16 protein-coding genes are annotated in these 17,185 nt (G+C 66.3%); 15 read left to right on the top strand and 1 reads right to left on the bottom strand.

What is annotated here, in order from left to right; translation table 11 throughout:
• Positions 1-86: 86 nt before the first annotated feature.
• From G6N57_RS25290 to G6N57_RS25280, 3 genes are all read left to right on the top strand, one after another.
• Positions 87-860 carry an HAD-IIA family hydrolase gene (locus tag G6N57_RS25290; RefSeq protein WP_077738893.1) on the top strand — a complete coding sequence of 258 codons (774 nt, stop codon included), beginning with the start codon at positions 87-89 and terminating at the stop codon, positions 858-860.
• 109 nt (positions 861-969) lie between these two features.
• Complete coding sequence (locus tag G6N57_RS25285) at positions 970-1,695, top strand: GntR family transcriptional regulator (RefSeq protein WP_077738894.1); 726 nt, start codon at positions 970-972, stop codon at positions 1,693-1,695.
• Positions 1,692-2,153, top strand: coding sequence for a RidA family protein (locus G6N57_RS25280; RefSeq protein WP_077738895.1), 462 nt, complete (start codon positions 1,692-1,694; stop codon positions 2,151-2,153). The genes G6N57_RS25285 and G6N57_RS25280 overlap by 4 nt, the downstream gene beginning before the upstream one ends.
• Here the strand turns inward: G6N57_RS25280 and G6N57_RS25275 are convergent, their stop codons facing one another.
• Positions 2,154-2,747: an SRPBCC family protein gene (locus G6N57_RS25275; RefSeq protein ID WP_077738896.1), complete on the bottom strand. Its 594-nt coding sequence runs from the start codon at positions 2,745-2,747 to the stop codon at positions 2,154-2,156. It lies immediately after the preceding gene.
• Between the two features lie 98 nt (positions 2,748-2,845).
• On the opposite strand from G6N57_RS25275, the gene G6N57_RS25270 reads away from it, so the two are divergent.
• The 12 genes from G6N57_RS25270 to G6N57_RS25215 all read left to right on the top strand — a co-directional run bounded on the left by G6N57_RS25270 (position 2,846) and on the right by G6N57_RS25215 (position 17,182).
• Positions 2,846-3,841 carry an LLM class flavin-dependent oxidoreductase gene (locus G6N57_RS25270; RefSeq protein ID WP_234815664.1) on the top strand — a complete coding sequence of 332 codons (996 nt, stop codon included), beginning with the start codon at positions 2,846-2,848 and terminating at the stop codon, positions 3,839-3,841.
• A 354-nt stretch (positions 3,842-4,195) separates the two neighbouring features.
• Positions 4,196-5,179 (top strand): ABC transporter substrate-binding protein, encoded by a 984-nt coding sequence (locus G6N57_RS25265; RefSeq protein WP_077738897.1) that lies wholly within the window; start codon positions 4,196-4,198, stop codon positions 5,177-5,179.
• A 71-nt stretch (positions 5,180-5,250) separates the two neighbouring features.
• Positions 5,251-6,024 (top strand): ABC transporter ATP-binding protein, encoded by a 774-nt coding sequence (locus G6N57_RS25260; RefSeq protein ID WP_234815665.1) that lies wholly within the window; start codon positions 5,251-5,253, stop codon positions 6,022-6,024.
• Positions 6,021-6,872 carry an ABC transporter permease gene (locus G6N57_RS25255; protein WP_077738899.1) on the top strand — a complete coding sequence of 284 codons (852 nt, stop codon included), beginning with the start codon at positions 6,021-6,023 and terminating at the stop codon, positions 6,870-6,872. The genes G6N57_RS25260 and G6N57_RS25255 overlap by 4 nt, the downstream gene beginning before the upstream one ends.
• Complete coding sequence (locus G6N57_RS25250) at positions 6,869-7,666, top strand: ABC transporter permease (RefSeq protein WP_077738900.1); 798 nt, start codon at positions 6,869-6,871, stop codon at positions 7,664-7,666. Before G6N57_RS25255 ends, G6N57_RS25250 begins: the two co-directional genes overlap by 4 nt.
• Positions 7,663-9,996 (top strand): xanthine dehydrogenase family protein molybdopterin-binding subunit, encoded by a 2,334-nt coding sequence (locus G6N57_RS25245; RefSeq protein ID WP_077738901.1) that lies wholly within the window; start codon positions 7,663-7,665, stop codon positions 9,994-9,996. The genes G6N57_RS25250 and G6N57_RS25245 overlap by 4 nt, the downstream gene beginning before the upstream one ends.
• Positions 9,993-10,874 (top strand): FAD binding domain-containing protein, encoded by an 882-nt coding sequence (locus tag G6N57_RS25240; protein ID WP_077738902.1) that lies wholly within the window; start codon positions 9,993-9,995, stop codon positions 10,872-10,874. The genes G6N57_RS25245 and G6N57_RS25240 overlap by 4 nt, the downstream gene beginning before the upstream one ends.
• On the top strand, positions 10,870-11,382 hold the full coding sequence (locus G6N57_RS25235) for a (2Fe-2S)-binding protein (RefSeq protein WP_407665996.1): 513 nt from the start codon (positions 10,870-10,872) through the stop codon (positions 11,380-11,382). The genes G6N57_RS25240 and G6N57_RS25235 overlap by 5 nt, the downstream gene beginning before the upstream one ends.
• Positions 11,382-12,407, top strand: a complete 1,026-nt coding sequence (locus G6N57_RS25230) for an FUSC family protein (RefSeq protein ID WP_077738904.1) — start codon at positions 11,382-11,384, stop codon at positions 12,405-12,407. The genes G6N57_RS25235 and G6N57_RS25230 overlap by 1 nt, the downstream gene beginning before the upstream one ends.
• Before the next feature lie 110 nt (positions 12,408-12,517).
• Positions 12,518-13,738: an amidohydrolase family protein gene (locus G6N57_RS25225; protein ID WP_077738905.1), complete on the top strand. Its 1,221-nt coding sequence runs from the start codon at positions 12,518-12,520 to the stop codon at positions 13,736-13,738.
• A gap of 31 nt (positions 13,739-13,769) precedes the next feature.
• A complete protein-coding gene (locus G6N57_RS25220; RefSeq protein ID WP_077738906.1) occupies positions 13,770-14,969 on the top strand; it encodes an acyl-CoA dehydrogenase family protein in 1,200 nt (399 codons plus the stop codon).
• 50 nt (positions 14,970-15,019) lie between these two features.
• Positions 15,020-17,182 carry a thiamine pyrophosphate-dependent enzyme gene (locus G6N57_RS25215; protein ID WP_077738907.1) on the top strand — a complete coding sequence of 721 codons (2,163 nt, stop codon included), beginning with the start codon at positions 15,020-15,022 and terminating at the stop codon, positions 17,180-17,182.
• The last annotated feature ends 3 nt before the right edge of the window (positions 17,183-17,185 follow it).

Here is a 17,185-nt window from a genome sequence, read left to right as displayed (position 1 = left end):
TCCCTGAGTGCAGTCTCGGTGTGCGTTTTACGCCGCTATCACCCGGTTGGCCCCTGATTCGCGGCGCGAATTGGGACACTGGACCCGTGCGTCCACCTGCTCAGTGCTGGCTAACCGACATGGACGGCGTCCTGGTGCGCGAAGAACACGCGCTGCCGGGCGCCGCCGAATTCCTACAGACGCTGGCCGACAAGCAACGGCCGTTCCTGGTTCTGACCAACAACTCGATCTTCACTCCGCGCGACCTGGCCGCCCGCTTGGCGCGCTCCGGGCTGATCGTGCCCGAGACATCGATCTGGACGTCGGCCCTGGCCACGGCGGCGTTCCTCGACGATCAGCAGCCCGGTGGCTCGGCCTATGTGATCGGTGAGGCCGGGCTGACCACCGCGCTGCACGAGGCCGGCTACACCCTGACCGATATCGACCCGGACTACGTGGTGCTGGGGGAGACGCGCACCTATTCATTCGAGGCGATCACCAAAGCGGTCCGGCTGATCCTCGGCGGGGCCCGGTTCATCGCCACCAACCCGGACGTCAGCGGCCCGTCCGCGGAGGGGCCGCTACCCGCGACCGGTTCGGTGGCCGCGATGATCACCAAGGCCACCGGTCGCGACCCCTACTTCGTCGGCAAGCCCAATCCGATGATGTTCCGCAGTGCCCTGAACAGGATCGAGGCGCACTCTGAGAACACCGTCATGGTGGGGGACCGGATGGATACCGATGTGGTGGCCGGGATCGAGGCGGGGCTGGAGACCATCCTGGTGCTCACCGGTTCGACGTCGGTCGAGGACATCGAACGCTATCCGTTCCGGCCCAGCCGGGTGCTGCCGTCGATCGCCGAGGCGATCGAGCTGATCTGAGCGTTCGACGGTCAACTCTGCAGTGATGACGCGCCGCAAAGAGGCGGCGATCTGGCATCGCGACCTGGTGATCGCATAGAGTATCCAATATTAGCGAAAGCGAGACCTGATGCCACCGCGAACAGCCACCCGACGTACCGCCGTCGCGTCCGACTCCGCAACTGGAGCGCGGTCGGATTTCGTCCGGCCCAAAACCGCCCAGCAGGCGGTGGCCGAAGCGCTGCGACGCGACATCACCAGTGGCAAACTCGCGCCCGGCAGCTGGATCGTGCAGGAGAGCCTGGCCGAGCAATTCGGCATGTCGCGGATTCCGGTTCGCGAGGCGCTGAAAACCCTTGAGGCCGAGGAATACATCACCTACGTGCCGCACAGCGGATATCGCGTCGCGCAACTCGGGTTGGACGAACTCGTCGAGGTGTTCCGGATCCGCGACATCCTCGAGGCCGAACTCATCCGTGATGCCATGCCCGCGGTCACCGACGAACTCATCGATGCCATGCGTGAGCAGATGGCCGTGATGGACCGGGCCGCAGCCGAGGCGGATCTCATCGGGGTGGGGCTGGCGAACCGGCAGTTCCACTTCCTCACCTTCGAAGCCAGTCGGATGGCGCGCACCAAGCGGATCGTCACCCAGCTGTGGAACACCGCCGACGCATATCGTCCGATGTACGCGCACCTGATGGACCTGGAGCAGGTCAACAGTGAGCACGTGCTGCTGGTCGATGCGATGGCGGCACGCGATGTCGATCGGGTGGTCGCGTTGAACCACCAGCACCGCAGTCATGCCATCGATCACCTGCACACCGTCTTCGGCAATCAGGACCCGGGGGCGTGACGGTCGGGGAACGCTTGGCTTCGTTGGGAATCGAGCTGCTGGCGCCGGCGCGGCCGAAGGGGGTCTATTTTCCGAGCCGTCGGCATGGCGACCAATTGTGGGTTTCGGGAACCACCGCACGTCGTCCCGACGATCCCGGCGCAGTGGGTGTGGTCGGCGCTGATGTCACCACTGAGCAGGCAGCGGCCCAGGCGCGGCTGGCTGCCCTCAATCTCGTGGCAGCGCTGGATGCCGCCGTCGGCCTGGATTCGGTCACCGCACTGGTGCACCTGCGTGGATATGTCCGCGCCACTTCGGATTTCGATTCCCATCCCGGGGTGATCGACGGAGCGTCCGAGCTGTTGCTCGAGATATTCGGAGAAGAGTGCGGGGCGCACGCCCGCACCGCGATCGGGGTGGCGTCGTTGCCCGGTGGCGCATGCGTGGAACTCGAACTCGTCGCAGCCGTGCGCGACTGATCAGATCCGTCGCGCGGTGGTGCGTCCGATCGCAAGGCCCAGCGCGATCCCGGCCAAGGTGGTCAACAGGATTGAACACCAGTCATTTTCGGCGAACTCAGCCTGTCGTGGGGTAGGGATCGCCTCGGCGGCCGCGCCCTGGGGCCCGGCTGACCCAACAATCATTCCGTTGAGCCTGCGGACGAACTGACCGATGATGCGGTTGCTGACCTGAGAGATGACTCCGCTGCCGAACTGGGCGATGCGGCCGCCCAGTTCGAGGTCGGTCCGTACCGTGACGTCGGTGTGGCCGCCCCGTTCGCAGGCTGACATGGTGACTGTGGCTTCCGCCGAGCCGTTCCCTTTCCGGTCACGGGCCTGTCCGCGCACCGCCATCTCATGCGTGCTGTCGTCGCGACGGATCACGGTCGCCGTGCCGGCGAGGGTGAGTCCGACCGGGCCCACCTTGATGGCGACGTTGGCGCGGTAGTCGTCGCCGTCGTGGCTCTCCAGCGTTGCGCCAGGGATGCATTCGACCACGCGGGGCACGTCCGTCAGTGCCGCCCAGGCGATGTCGAGCGGGGCATCGACGGAGAACTCGTTGACTAGCTGCATGGCGGTTTCGGTCTCCTCGATTTCGTGCTGCGGTTGTGCGTCCCGAAGGCCCGCCCTACGATTGGATACGATATCCAACGTCGCCCAGGAGGTCGATAGTGCTGAGTAAGGGAGTCGGTCTGTTTCCGACCGAACCGGTGGGCACGATGTGCGAATACGTGCGATTGAGCGAATCGCTCGGTTACGACAACGTCTGGTTCGGGGATTCGCAGAACATCTGGCGAGAGTCCTCCACCGTCATGGGAGCCGCGGCCGTCGGAACCGAACGCATCATCTTCGGCACCGGCGTCACCAATGCGGTGACTCGGCATCAATCCCTACTGGCGTCGACGTGGGCGACCCTGGCCGAATACACCGGTGGCCGGGTGGCGCTGGGCATAGGCACCGGCGACTCGTCTTTGCGGACAATGGGTCTCAAGCCGCTCAAGCTGGCCGAGCTCGAACAGTCGATACGCGAGCTTCGGGCATTGTTCAGGGGGGAGAAGGTGGCGGAGCCGACCAGCGGCGCCGAGTACCACCTCAACTATCTGACCGGTCCGATGGACATTCCGATCTATATCGCCGCCTCCGCCCCGAAGATCCTGCGGATGTCGGGACGCATTGCCGACGGCGTCATCGTGCTGGTCGGCACTGCGCCGAATTTCATCGAGGCGGCGTTGCAGACAATCGAAGCCGGCGCGGCCGAGAGTGGCCGTTCCCTCGATGACATCCACGTGGTTTTGTGGACCCCGACGGCCATCGACGAAGATCGGACCAAGGCGCGGGATCTGGTGCGCGCGCATGTGTCTCGCGTGGCGATCAGACCGCTCCCGGCCAAGGTGGAGCCCGCTCTGGAGAAGGCGATCGATCGGATCCGAGACTCCTACGACTACTACCAGCACATGAATCCCGAGGCCTCGCACGCCGACCTGGTGCCCGACGAGCTGGTCGACCTGTTTGCGCTCGCCGGGACACCTGACGAATGCGCGCAGCGCCTCAAGGAGATCGAATCGCTTGGCGTCGACCAGGTGTCGATCGTGCCGTTCGTGCGACCGGGGGAGAGTCGGGCGCCCACCATCCGCACCTTCGCGCGCATCGTCGACGGCCGTGGCTGACGGGCCCCACCGGGAGTTTCCCGCACCCGGTAGCGCGGTGCCTGGTGCCCCGCCTCCGCTGAAGAGAAATCTCACTGCGGCTGACGGTGTTTCGGTTGCCAAGGCCGGGGCCGGGGAACCGGATGCCACGAGCAGGGCATCTCTTCGGGTAACTGCTGCGCCGAGGTCGAGGTTCACCACGGCCGCGGCACTGATCGGCGTCGCGGTCGGGCTGGAGCTGTCCCGGCTGTGGATGGGTGGCGGTGCCTCCCGCATTGGACCAAAATGTTGACCTATTGGGCCGAAACATTGACCTAGATCACAGTAATTCGTATAGTGTATCCAATATTCAACCCGTCTCGGAGGTTTGCGTCCATGGCCTGGTTTCGTAAAGTGTTCGCCGCGGCGGGTACCGCGGTGGCACTCGTCGCGGCAGCGACCGCGTGTGCCGACGAATCGACAGGTCCGGAAAGTGGCGGTGCGGATACGCTGAGCATCTCGGCGACCGGCGTCGACAGTCTGCCCTTCATGGCGATACTGCAGGTCGGAATCGACAAGGGCTGGTTCAAAGAACAGGGTGTCAATGTCGATCTGTATTCAGGTGGCGGCGGCGGCAACACTCTGCGTGTGGTCACCAGCGGTGACGCGGATATGGCGATCGCCGGCAACAGTTCGGTGATTCTCGCGGCGCAGCAACCGAATTCGAACCTCAAGGTGGTTGCGCCCTGGTTCCAGGTCAACGACTTCTCGTGGATCTCGCCACCGGGCCGGAAACTGGAGAACGCCACCCTCGGGTTCAGTTCCGCGGGCTCGTCCACCGAGCTGATCGTCAAGGGCCTGGAGCGCAAGCTCGGGGTCAAGTCGCAAGCGGTGGGACCGATGGGCGACAACTGGACCGCTGCCAAGGCTGGTCAGATCACCGCGGGTTGGGCCATGCAGCCGTTCATCGCCGACAAGCAGGCGTCCGATCACGCCGAGGTGCTCGTCGATTCCAGGGACGTGGTGGGCGACCTGCCTGCCGACCTGGTGGCGGTGAATGCCGAATATGCCCAACAGAATCCCGATAACGTGCGCGCGTTCTTCACCGTCGCCGATCGACTGAACGACTGGCTGGTGGCCAATCCCGGTGAGGCGGCCGATGAGATCGCCCCTCTGGTCGGAGTGTCGCCCGAAGTGATGAGGGCAGCGTTCGCCGGCAATCCCGATCTTGCCAAGGGGTATTCCCTGAAAGTCGACGCGGAGGGGTTGAAGAATCTGTCCGAGCTGATGGTCGGCGCCGGGCAGATCCCGGAGCAGATCGATTGGGCCGCAATGCTTGATCAGCAGTACCTGCCCGACGACGCGCAGACCGACATCTGAGCTGACCAGGGTCAGTACCCCCGAAAGGCGTACCAATGGATCGTGACGGTATCCGGATCGACAACGTCTCCGTGGTCTTCGATACCCCGGCTGGCAAGGTGACAGCGGTAACCGACATCAAACAGCATGTGCCGCATGCCAGTTTCGTGTCCATCGTCGGACCGAGCGGGTGCGGAAAGTCAACCCTGCTGGCCGTGATCTCCGGTCTGCAGGAGTCGTCAACCGGACTGGTGCGCGTCGCCGGGAGGCCCGTCACCGGCCCCGACCCGTCAATCGGTGTGGTGTTTCAGGAAGATTCCACGTTGCCGTGGCGCACGGTCGAGGAGAACGTGGCGTTCGCGATGGAGATGATCGGTACCGACAAGGCCGATCGCCGGCGGCGGGCGAAAGAGGCGATCGAACTGGTCGGACTCGGCGGCTTCGAAAAATCGTATCCCTCCATGCTTTCCGGGGGCATGCGGCAGCGGGTCGCGCTCGCGCGGACCTTGGCGGTTCAGCCGGAAGTGGTGCTGATGGATGAGCCCTTCGCGGCGCTCGACCAGCAGACCCGCTTGTTTCTCGGTGCCGAGGTGCGACAGATCTGGGCGAGAACCAAACAGACCATCGTGTTCGTCACCCATGACATTTCCGAGGCGATTCTGCTCTCCCAACAGGTTTGGGTGATGTCGTACCGGCCTGGATCGATCATCGATGTCGTCGACATCGACCTACCCTCCGAGCGTGACGCGAGCATGGTCTCCACCCCGCGATTCAACGAACTGCAGAACCGGATCTGGACGTCACTGCAAGCCGAATCCATGCGCGGGTTCAGACAGCAGGAAGCCCAGAAGAAGGTGGCTACGTGACGACTTCATATGTCGCACAGGATGACCTGCCAACCGAAGACATGAGTACCCAAGCGGGCCGTCCGGAGCCGCAGCAGCGCAAGATCCGGTTGGGCAACTCGGCGATCAGTATGGTCTCGACACTCGCGCTCATCGTCGGATTCCTAGTGCTCGCAGAGTTGGGCGCCCGGACCGGGCTGTGGAGCGACCGCATTCTGCCCGCGCCTTCGGTGATTCTGTCCGAGCTCGGCCGTCTCCTCGGCGAAGGGCAGTTCTGGAAGGACGCGGCCCGGACGGGTATCGAGGTGGCGTTCTCGATTCTGTTCGGCAGCCTGCTGGGTTTCGCGGCCGGCCTGACCTTCTGGAAGCTGCCTGCCGTCGGGCGCATCTTCGAGCCGTACCTGGTGTCGTTCTACGCGGTGCCGCTTGTGCTGTTCTATCCGGTGATGATCGTGATCGTCGGGATCAACGCGACGTCGGTGATCATCCTGGCGACCATCATGGCGGCCATTCCGATGGCGCTGAACACGGCGGTCGGGCTCAACACGATGCCGCCGGTGTACATGAAACTGGCCCGCTCACTGAAGGCCTCGCCCCGGCAGACCCTTTTCGCGATCGCCATCCCGGCGGCCGGACCGTACATCGTGGCGGGCCTGCGCCTGGCCGTCGTCTACGCGTTGATCGGAACCATCGCGATGGAGTTCACCACCGCGCAGGCCGGCCTGGGCTACCGGATCCGGTACCTCTACGAGATTTTCAACAACAACGAGATGTTCGCCTACATCGCGGTCGTGCTGGTGCTGTCCTGCATCCTCACGGCCCTGCTGGCCGCGGTGGAACGCATTCTGCTGCGTGGGAGGAACCGATGACCTCGACCCTGCAGTCACCCGCCGGACACCATGCGTCGCCCGCGCGAACTATGCCGCAGCGACTCCGCGCCGTCCTCGGCAACCAGGCAGTCGGGGCGACCCTGCTGGCACTCGTGGTGGTCGTCGTCTGGGAGATCTTCTCGGCGTTGACGTTCGTGATTCCCTCGCCGGTCGAGACCTTCCGGGTACTCGTCCACAATCTTGCCGATCCCGGGTATCTGTTCGATCTGCGGGTCACGGCACAGTCGGTGTTCCTGGCGTTCGTGATCGGCACGGCAGTCGGTGGGGCGCTGGGTCTGGTGCTCGGCTTGTCCCAGCGGTTGCGCGTGATGTTCGAGCCGATGCTGATCGTGCTGAACGGAATTCCCAAGATCGTGCTGTACCCGGTACTGCTGCCGATCTTCAGCCTGTCTGGCTCCAAGATCGTGATGGGGGTGCTGTTCGCACTGTTCCCGGTATTGATCAACGTGACCACCGGCGTGCAGGAAATCCCGCGGGTGTACTGGAAACTGGTTCGGTCGGTGCGGGCCAACGCCTGGCAGACCTTGGTGCACATCATCATCCCGGCGATCCGGCGGCCGCTGCTGACCGGAATCCGGCTGGCGGTGAGCCTCGCGGTTGTCGGGGTGGTGCTGTCGGAGTTCTTCGCGACCAGACGAGGTCTCGGCCGGGTGGTACTGCAGGCCTACAGTCACGGCGACTACCCGTCCATGGTGGCCACCATCATGTTGCTGATCACCATCTCGTTCGGTATCTCGATTGCGCTCTGGCAGTGGGAGAAACGACTTCATTGACCGCGAACTCATCGGCGCAGGGGCACATCGGTAGCTCGGTCCGGCGTCGCGAAGACGAGCGCCTACTCGGCGGCCACGGTCAGTTCGTGGCCGACTGTGCGGCGGGTGCGCATCACGTCGTGTTCCTGCGGTCGGCTCAACCGCACGCGAGGATCATCCGGCTCGACGCGTCGGTGGCCGAGCAGATGCCGGGTGTGATCGGTGTCTACACCGCCGATGACCTGGGTCTGTGTGGTGTCCCCATCCCGTCACTGACCACTCCCGATCCGGACTTCACCGCTGCCACGTCGTGTGTGTTGGCCGAGCAGCGGCTGCCGATCCTGGCCCACGACCGCGTGCACTACGCCGGACAGCCGGTGGCTGTGGTGGTCGCCGAGGATCGCTATCGGGCCGAAGACGCGCTGGAGGCCGTCGAGGTCGACTATGAGCCGCTGCCGGTGGTGACCGATCCGTTCAGCGCTCTCGAGGCCGGCTGCCCGCCGTTGTTCGAACATCTCGACAGCAACGAGGCGGCGCGGTTGCACTATTCGTTCGGCGATGTCGAGAGCGGGTTCGCTTCGGCCGCAACGGTGGTCAGCGGTACCTACCGGATGAACCGGCACGGGGCGGTCCCCCTGGAATGCCGAGGCGTGCTGGCGCAGTTCGACTCTCGGCTGCAGCGGGTGGAGGTGACCACCTCGACTCAGGTTCCGCACATGGTGCGCAACGCGATCTGCGCGGTGACCGGCTGGTCGCGCCAGGATGTCAAGGTCGCGGTTCCCGACGTGGGCGGTGGGTTCGGTACGAAGGCCAACGTGTACGGCGAAGAGATCCTGCTGGCACTGTTGGCCCGCCGCACCGGCCACCGGTTGATCTGGATCGAGGATCGCCAGGAACATCTGCTGGCCAGCGCGCAGGGCCGCGATCAGGTGCACCGCACCAGGCTTGCCGTCGACCGCGACGGCCACATCCTGGCCTGGGCAGACGATTTCGTCGTCGACATCGGGGCCGGAAGCCTCTGGGTGGCCGGCATCATCGCCAACACCGCGATCCACCTCCTCGGCCCGTATCGGATACCGGCCGCACAGATCTCCGGTCGCGCAGCGCTGACCAACAAGACGTTGGTCGCCCAGTATCGCGGTGCCGGCCGGCCCGAGGCGACGTTCGCCCTGGAGCGCAGCCTCGACGCCGCAGCCCGGGAGATCGGCCTCAGTACCGACGAGATCCGGCGGCGCAACCTCCTGACCCATGCGGACATGCCGTACCCCCGGCCGATTCCGTACCGTGACGGGGTCCCGATCAGGTACGACGGGCGCGACTATCGGGCCTGTCTCGAATCGGTGCTCGACGCGCTGCCGCGGAGCGAATCAGCCTCCTGCGCAGTCGAGTTCCCGCAGTACCACATCGGGTACGGCGTCTCGTCCTATCTGGAGGCCACCGGCCGCGGCCCGCACGAGACCGCGCGGATACGCCTGCTGCCCGACGGCCGGTTCGAGGTCACCGCTGGAGCGGCGTCGGCCGGTCAGGGGCATGAGACGGTGTTCGCGCAGGTTGCCGCCGAGGCTTTGGCGGTGCCGTTCGACCGGGTGCATTACGTGCCGGGGGACACCGATCGGCTGCCCGACGGCGTCGGCACCTTCGCCAGCCGTTCGGCGATTCTCGCCGGCTCAGCGGTACACAAAGCCGCCTGCACCCTGATCGAGCTGGCCACCGAGCGGGTGGCAGCCCTGTCCAACGCACGACGCGGCGACGTCCAATACGCCGGTGGGCGGTTTCACGTCGCCAGGGACTATTCGATCGACTGGGTGGAACTCGCGAGGGCCGCCGCGGTGGGGGGCGAGCAGGAGAGCAGTGGTGCTCTCGATGTCACTGCGGTACATCGGGTTTCGACGGTGACCTGGACGATGGGTGTGCACGCTGCGATCGTCGGCGTGCACCGGCGGACCGGAATCGTCAAGGTGCTGCGGTATGCGGTGTCGCACGAGGGCGGTCGTGAGATCAATCCGAGAATCGTCGAAGGACAGATCATCGGCGGTGTCGCTCAGGGGGTCGGCGGGGCGCTGTTCGAGCAGTGGAAGTACTCGGAAACCGGTCAGCCGCAATCGACCACGTTCGCCGCCTACCACCTGCCGTTGACGACAGACATGCCGATGGTGCGGGTACGGCATCTGCATGCCGACACCCCGGCGAACCCGATCGGGGTTCGCGGGGCGGGGGAGAGCGGAACCATCGCCGTGTACGCCGTTCTCGCCGGGGCGGTCGACGATGCACTCGGTGGACGGATCGAGATCGACAGCACGCCGATCTGCACGGCACATCTGTTCCGAGCCCTTGACCGGCAGGCATCGTGAAGCCCGCGCCCTTTCATTATCTCAGGCCGGATTCGGTCGGCGAGGCCCTCGAGCAGTTGGCGAGTTATCCAGACGCCAAACTGATGGCCGGCGGGCAGTCCCTGATGGCGCTGATGAACCTTCGGTTGGCGCGACCGAGCGCAATCATCGACATCGGCCGTCTCGACGAACTCCGGCGGGTTTTCGACGACACCGACGATCTGATCCTCGGCGCGTTGGTGACTCATCGCACCGTCGAGGTCGATCCGCTGATCGCCGCTCGCGCGCCGTTGCTGGCGACCGCTGCCGGCCAGATCGGACACGTCGGGATCCGTAACCGCGGAACTCTCGGCGGTTCGGTGGCTCACGCCGATCCGGCGGCCGAAATGCCGTTGGCCACCTTGGTGCTCGGCGCGACATTTCACGCCGAGTCCGCGGGCGGCGGCCGTCGCGCTGTCGCGGCCGAGGACATGTTCGTGTCGTTCTACACCAATGCGCTGGAACCGGACGAGATGGTGACGTGGGTTTCGATCCCGGCCATCGGTCGCGATCAGGGCTGGGGATTCGTCGAATATGCCCGGCAACACGGTGATTACGGGCTGGCCGGGGCCGGTTGTCTGCTGAGTGTCGACAGTGCGGGCCGGATCGCGTCGTTGCGCGCCGGTGCTCTCAGCGCCGCGGACCGGCCGCTGCTGTTCACCGGCGACGAGGTGGTCGGTGAACGTCCGTCGGCGCGATTGTGGCGAGGGCTGGCACAGCGTTGGGCCGATACCGCCGAGCCATCGTCGGATGACCCCGACTACTCGCGGCGGTTGTGCGCCGAGGCTTTGGCGCAAGCACTCACCGAAGCTCATCGACGCATCGAAGAAGGACAGGAGACGGTCCGTGCGGGCAATTGAGACTCCGGCTACCGATCCGTCGCAAGCGCCGGCGCGTGTGCCGATATCAGCTGTGGTCAACGGCCGGTCGATACAGCGCACGGTGGAGCCCCGATTGACGCTGGCAGATTTTCTGCGGGACGAACTGGGCTTGACCGGAACACATCTGGGTTGCGAGCACGGGGTATGCGGCGCTTGTTCGGTATTCCTCGACGGTCGCAGCGTGCGCACCTGCCTCATGCTGGCGGTGCAGATCGACGGGATGCGGGTGACGACGGTCGAGGGTCTGGAGGAGTTCGAGGAGACCAGAAGGCTGCGCCAGGCGTTTTCGGAGCGAGGGGGCCTGCAGTGCGGGTTCTGTACCCCGGGATTCCTCGTCACTGCCGTCGAGCTGTTGCGTGATCCCGATACCGAGAAGCCGCTGACCGAGGATTCAGTGCGAGAGGCGTTGTCAGGCAATATCTGCCGTTGCACCGGCTACCAAGGCATTGTGCAGGCGGTGTTGGACGCCGCCGGCGAATCCGGGTGATGGCGTCGCGCACGGGGCCTGCCGACAGCCTTGTGAACGGAGGCCGGGGCCGCACTCCGGAGCTGCTGCGTCCGGTGGGCGGCAGCCGGTGGGGGATGGCTGCTGCCCTGGCCGTCGGGCTGGGGGTGATCCTGTGTGGCACAGTACTGTCGGGCCGGGCCGAGTGGGGGTCGGCGATCGGGCTGGGCTTCGTGCTGACCGCCGTCCCCGAGATACCCACCGCGTGGCGGCCGGCCCTGCACACCATGGCTGTGCGGGCCGCGACGGTGATGGCCGTCGGAGCGCTCGTCGTCGGCATGCACAACGCCGTGGCACTCGCGGCGCTCACCGTCGCGGCGTCGATCGCGGGCGCACTCGTGCCCGGGGTCGGTGCCACCGCGGGCCTGGCGGTGGTCCTGATATCGATCGACCTGGATCGAGGCGCCGCGGGTCCGACCGCGCTGTGCCCCTATCTCGTCGGCATCGTCATCGTGTTCGTCGGCTGGATGGTGTGGTTCGCGGTTTCCCGGCTGCGGCACCGCGGCGAGGATGAGCCGACCTCGGCGAGCGGGCCGGCCGGGGCGGCTCATGCGGTTCGGGTAGGGGTCGCCGTGGGGCTGGCCGTCTTGCTGGCGACACTGCTGCCCGCCGGCATGGTGGGCGGCCATTGGTTGGTCACCAGCGTGCTGCTGACCATTCAGCCGACCCAGTCCCGGACCGGCCAGCGCTTGGCGCAGCGGCTTTCGGGCAACGCAGTCGGTGCGGTGATCGCCGCAGCTCTGCTGGGGGCACATCCACCGGCGCCGGTGATGATCGGACTGACCGTGCTGCTGTTCCTGCTCGCGATGGCGCTGCGGCCCGTCAACTACACGTGGTGGGCGATCACCGGTCCTCCCGTGCTGCTGGTGATCAGTGAATACCCGGAATTGTTCCCCTGGTACGAGGGCGCGGTGCGGCTGGCGATGAATATCGCGGGTGCGGTGATCGTGTTGCTGGTCGTGTTCGTCGCGCCGTTGATGGCACCGATGTGGTTGCGGCAGCGGTGAATACCTACAGGGGTGCATCGGCGGGCGCCGCAACCGTGTCGCCGTCGGTTGCGCTATGCCGATCACGCAACATCGGATAGTGTATACAAAATCCAACCGTGGGAGGACCTGTGACCACACTGCTCGTCGAGGACATCGGCCTGCTGGTGTCCGGCGATGCCTCGTCGCCACTCCAGCGTGACACCACGCTGCTGATCGAGGACGGATACGTCGCAGGCATCGGGGTCGACCACCACGATCCCGACCACGTGCTGTCCGCCGGCGGATTGACCGTCATACCCGGACTCGTCGACGGGCACGTGCATCCGACGTTCGGCGAGTGGACGCCGGCGCAGAACTCGGTCGGCTGGATCGGCAACTATCTCCAGGGCGGGACCACCTCGATGGTGTCCGCGGGCGAACTGCACATCCCCGGCTTGGATTTCGGCGCGCTGACACCGGAACTCGTACTGAGCATCGCGATCACGTCCAAGCACACCACCGGGCGTGTGCGCCCTTCGGGGGTGAAGGTCAACGCGGGCACGGTGCTGCTGGTGCCGGGCATGACCGAGGAGCACTTCGACCGGGCGCATCGCGAAGGCATCGAGCAGCTCAAGTTCATCTTCTACGACTGGAGCCGGCTGGGGGACGGCGAAGCGCAGCGCTACGTCCAATGGGCCCACGAGCGCGGCATGACGGTCAAGATGCACTCCGGCGGGGTGTCGCGGTCCGGGTCGAGCCGGGTGGCCGGACGTGACGTCGTGGTGGCGGTCAAGCCGGACATCGTGGGTCATATCTCGGGTGGCCCGATCCCACCGCCTGACGAGGACATCGCGGCGATCATCGCCGATCTGCCCGCTGCCCACGTCGAGGTGTGCAGTTCCATGAACTACCGCGCGACCAAACTGGTCGTGGACCACCTGGCCGCGCGCGACGAACTCGGCAGGCTCACGCTCGGCACCGACACTCCCGGTGGCACCGGCGTCATCCCTCGGGGAATGCTGCGCAACATCTGCTTCCTGGCCTCGATCTGCGGCGTCGACCCGGCGCGCGCGGTCGCGGCGGCCACCGGCCAGACCGCGCGGGCGCACGGCCTGGACACCGGGGTGCTCGCGGAAGGGCGACCTGCCGACCTGCTGGTCCTCGGGCCGGTCACCGGATCGTCCGCCGACGACGCCCTGGAGTGCTTTGCCTTCGGTGACCTACCGGGCATCGCGACCGTGCTGGTCGACGGTATGCCGCTGGTGAAGACACGCAGTGAACAGACCCCGCCTCCGAGCCGCGCGGTCACCTGGCGCGGCGATCCGGCGCCTGCCGCGCAATCCACGGCGCGCCGCATCGGGTGTTGCTGAACCGACCACCAACCACCAGGAGTCCAGAAATATGGTTGAAGCTGCTGTGGCCCCACGCAGTTCCGGAACCGTCGACGCCGACCCGATGTTCGGTATCGATGCGCTGCTCTCGGCCGAAGAACGCGAAATTCGCGACACCGTGCGATCGGTCGTCCAGCGGAGTATCAGCCCGCACGTCGCGGGCTGGTACGAGAGCGGCGAGCTCCCGGCCCGGGAGTTGGCGCGCGAGCTCGGCGAACTGGGGCTGCTCGGCATGCACCTGCAGGGTTACGGATGCGCCGGCACCAGCGCGGTGGCCTACGGGTTGGCCTGTCTGGAGCTGGAAGCCGGTGACTCCGGGATCCGGTCGCTGGTCAGCGTGCAGGGATCGCTGGCCATGTTCGCCATTCACGCCTTCGGCAGCGAGGAGCAGAAGCAGCGGTGGCTCCCTGCGATGGCCGCCGGTCGCGCCATCGGGTGCTTCGGCCTCACCGAACCCGACCACGGGTCCAACCCGGCCGGGATGCGAACGCGGGCGGTCCGGTCCGGCGACGACTGGGTGTTGACCGGCACCAAGATGTGGATCACCAACGGATCGGTGGCCGACGTGGCCGTCATCTGGGCGCGCACCGACGAGGGCGTCCGCGGCTTCGTCGTACCCACGGACACAACGGGTTTCACCGCCAGCACGATCAAGTCGAAGATGTCTCTTCGGGCGTCGGTGACCAGCGAGTTGGTACTCGACGGTGTTCGGCTGCCCGACAGCGCACGGCTCCCCGGAGCGACCAGCCTCGGCGCGCCGCTGCGCTGTCTGAACGAAGCGCGGTTCGGCATCGTGTTCGGTGCCCTCGGCGCGGCGCGGGACTGCCTACAGACCGCACTGGAGTATGCGCGGTCACGCGAACAGTTCGGCCGGCCGATCGGCGGCTTCCAGCTCACGCAGCAGAAGCTCGCGGACATGACGCTGGAGTACGGAAAAGGTGTGTTGCTCGCACTGCACCTCGGCAGGCGCAAGGACAGCGGCGATCTGGTTCCGGATCAAGTCAGCCTCGGCAAGCTCAACAATGTCCGGGAAGCGTTGGAGATCGCCCGCACCGCGCGCACCATCCTGGGCGCCAGCGGCATCTCAGCCGAATATCCGGTGATGCGGCACGCCAACAACCTGGAATCGGTGTTGACCTACGAAGGCACCAGCGAAATGCATAGTCTGATCATCGGGCAGGCGCTCACCGGAATTCCGGCGTTCCGCTGACGAGTCGGCGTTGCGCTCATCGTCCGCCCACCGCGAGCTCAGGAGGCCAGGTGGCCAGTTCTCACCACGAAGCCATCGACGACTACTTCTGCACCACCGTTTCGGAGTTCACCGGACCCGGCGACCAACCGTGGCCCGACGGATCGGCGTTGACCGAACGGAATGCGTTGGCCCTCTTCGACGCCCAGCTGGGCAGTCGCCACCTCGACCTGGCCGCGCGCTGGCTGCGGGCACGGGGCAAGGGCTTCTACACGATCGGGTCATCCGGACACGAGGGCAACGCGGCGGTCGCCGCGGCGCTGCGCGCAGACGATCCGGCGCTGCTGCATTACCGTTCCGGTGGTTTCTACCTGGCCCGTGCTGCTCAGGTCGCCGGCAGCGACCCTGTGCGCGATGTGCTGCTGGGCCTGGTCGCTGCCACTGACGAACCGATTTCCGGCGGGCGGCACAAGGTGTTCGGCCGCCATGACCTGAACATCATTCCGCAGACGTCGACGATCGCCTCGCACCTACCGCGGGCGGTGGGAGTCGCCTTTTCGATCGCCCGGGCCCGCAAGCTCGATGTCGCCTGTCCGTGGCCCGACGATGCGGTCACGGTGTGCAGCTTCGGTGACGCGTCGGCCAACCACTCGACGGCCGTTGGCGCCATCAACGCCGCACTGCACGCCTCCTACCAGGGGCTGCCCATGCCGCTGCTGTTCGTCTGTGAAGACAACGGCATCGGGATCAGCACCAAGACACCGCGCGGCTGGGTGGCCCGGACCTATGCCCACCGCGACGGACTCCGGTATTTCGCCGCCGACGGCTGCGATCTGTTCGCGGCGTTCGACACCGCACTGGCCGCCGCACAGTGGGTGCGCAACCATCGCAAACCCGCCTTCCTGCATCTCGGCACGGTTCGGCTGATGGGCCATGCCGGCTCCGACTACGAGCCGGCCTATCGCAGGCCCGATGAAATCCTGGCCGACTACGACCGAGATCCGGTGCTCAGTACCGCGAGAATCCTTGTGGCTCACGGTGTGCTGACCGCCGGCGACGCCATCGAGCGATACGAGGCCAAACGGACCGAGGTGATCGCGCTGGCAGGGGAGCTCAGCGCCTGCGCACAGCTCGACAGCGCGCCGGCGGTGATGAAACCGCTGCGCGATACGTTCGACGAGGCCCGGGCGGTCTCGGTGGCCGGCCCGGCAGAACCGGGGGGCGCGCCGCTGACCTTGGCGCTGGCCATCAACCGGGCCCTCAAAGACGTGCTGCGGGCGCACCCGGAGGCGATCGCATTCGGAGAGGACATCGCCCGCAAAGGCGGCGTGTACGGCGTCACCCGGGGCCTGCAGAACACCGCCGGACCCGCCCGCGTGTTCGACACCCTGCTCGACGAACAGACGATTCTCGGCCTGGCCCTGGGGGCCGGGGTGTCGGGCCTGCTGCCGATCCCGGAGATCCAGTACCTGGCCTATCTGCACAACGCCGCCGACCAGATCCGCGGCGAGGGAGCCACGCTCCAGTTCTTCTCCAACCGTCAGTACCGGAATCCGATGGTGGTGCGGATCGCGGGCTACGGCTACCAGAAGGGATTCGGCGGCCACTTTCACAACGACGACTCGATCGCCGCGATCCGTGACATCCCCGGGGTGGTGATCGCCTCGCCGGCCCGGCCCGACGATGCGGCCGCGATGTTGCACACCTGCGTCGCCGCGGCGAAAACCGCAGGCGCCGTGTGCATCTACCTCGAACCGATCGCCCTGTATCACACCAAGGACCTGTATGACGACGGTGATCAGGAATGGTTGGCGCCCTACCCGGCCGAGCCGGTGCGCATCGGTGCGGCCCGCACCTACGGCGCCGGTACGGACCTGACCATCCTGACGTTCGGCAACGGATTGTGGATGAGCCTGCGGGTGGCCCGTCGCCTGGAGCAGGCCGGGATCGCCGCGCGGGTGGTCGACCTGCGCTGGTTGTCGCCGCTGCCGGTCGAGGACATGCTGCGCGAGGCGGACGCGACCGGCCGGGTGCTCATCGTCGACGAGACCCGCCGCACCGGAGGCGTGGGGGAAGGCGTGCTGGCCGAACTCATCGATCACGGCTTCACCGGCAGCGTGCAGCGCGTCGCCAGTGCCGACAGCTTCATCCCGCTGGGCGATGCCGCGCTGCAGGTGTTGCTGTCCGAGGACACCATCGAGGCCGCCGCAGTGAAACTGGTCGGCGCACGATAGCTT

Source organism: Mycolicibacterium boenickei (assembly GCF_010731295.1).
In the GTDB taxonomy this organism is placed as follows: Bacteria; Actinomycetota; Actinomycetes; order Mycobacteriales; family Mycobacteriaceae; genus Mycobacterium; species Mycobacterium boenickei.
Note: the sequence above shows the minus strand (reverse complement) of the source record. Positions and strands in the feature narration are given on the sequence as shown.

What these genes read in the sequence shown, in the direction of transcription:
- G6N57_RS25275 (WP_077738896.1), bottom strand. Translation starts at nt 2,747, where the DNA reads ATGCAGCTAGTCAACGAGTTCTCCGTCGATGCCCCGCTCGACATCGCC.
- G6N57_RS25285 (WP_077738894.1), top strand. Translation starts at nt 970, where the DNA reads ATGCCACCGCGAACAGCCACCCGACGTACCGCCGTCGCGTCCGACTCC.
- G6N57_RS25250 (WP_077738900.1), top strand. Translation starts at nt 6,869, where the DNA reads ATGACCTCGACCCTGCAGTCACCCGCCGGACACCATGCGTCGCCCGCG.
- G6N57_RS25265 (WP_077738897.1), top strand. Translation starts at nt 4,196, where the DNA reads ATGGCCTGGTTTCGTAAAGTGTTCGCCGCGGCGGGTACCGCGGTGGCA.
- G6N57_RS25230 (WP_077738904.1), top strand. Translation starts at nt 11,382, where the DNA reads ATGGCGTCGCGCACGGGGCCTGCCGACAGCCTTGTGAACGGAGGCCGG.
- G6N57_RS25220 (WP_077738906.1), top strand. Translation starts at nt 13,770, where the DNA reads ATGGTTGAAGCTGCTGTGGCCCCACGCAGTTCCGGAACCGTCGACGCC.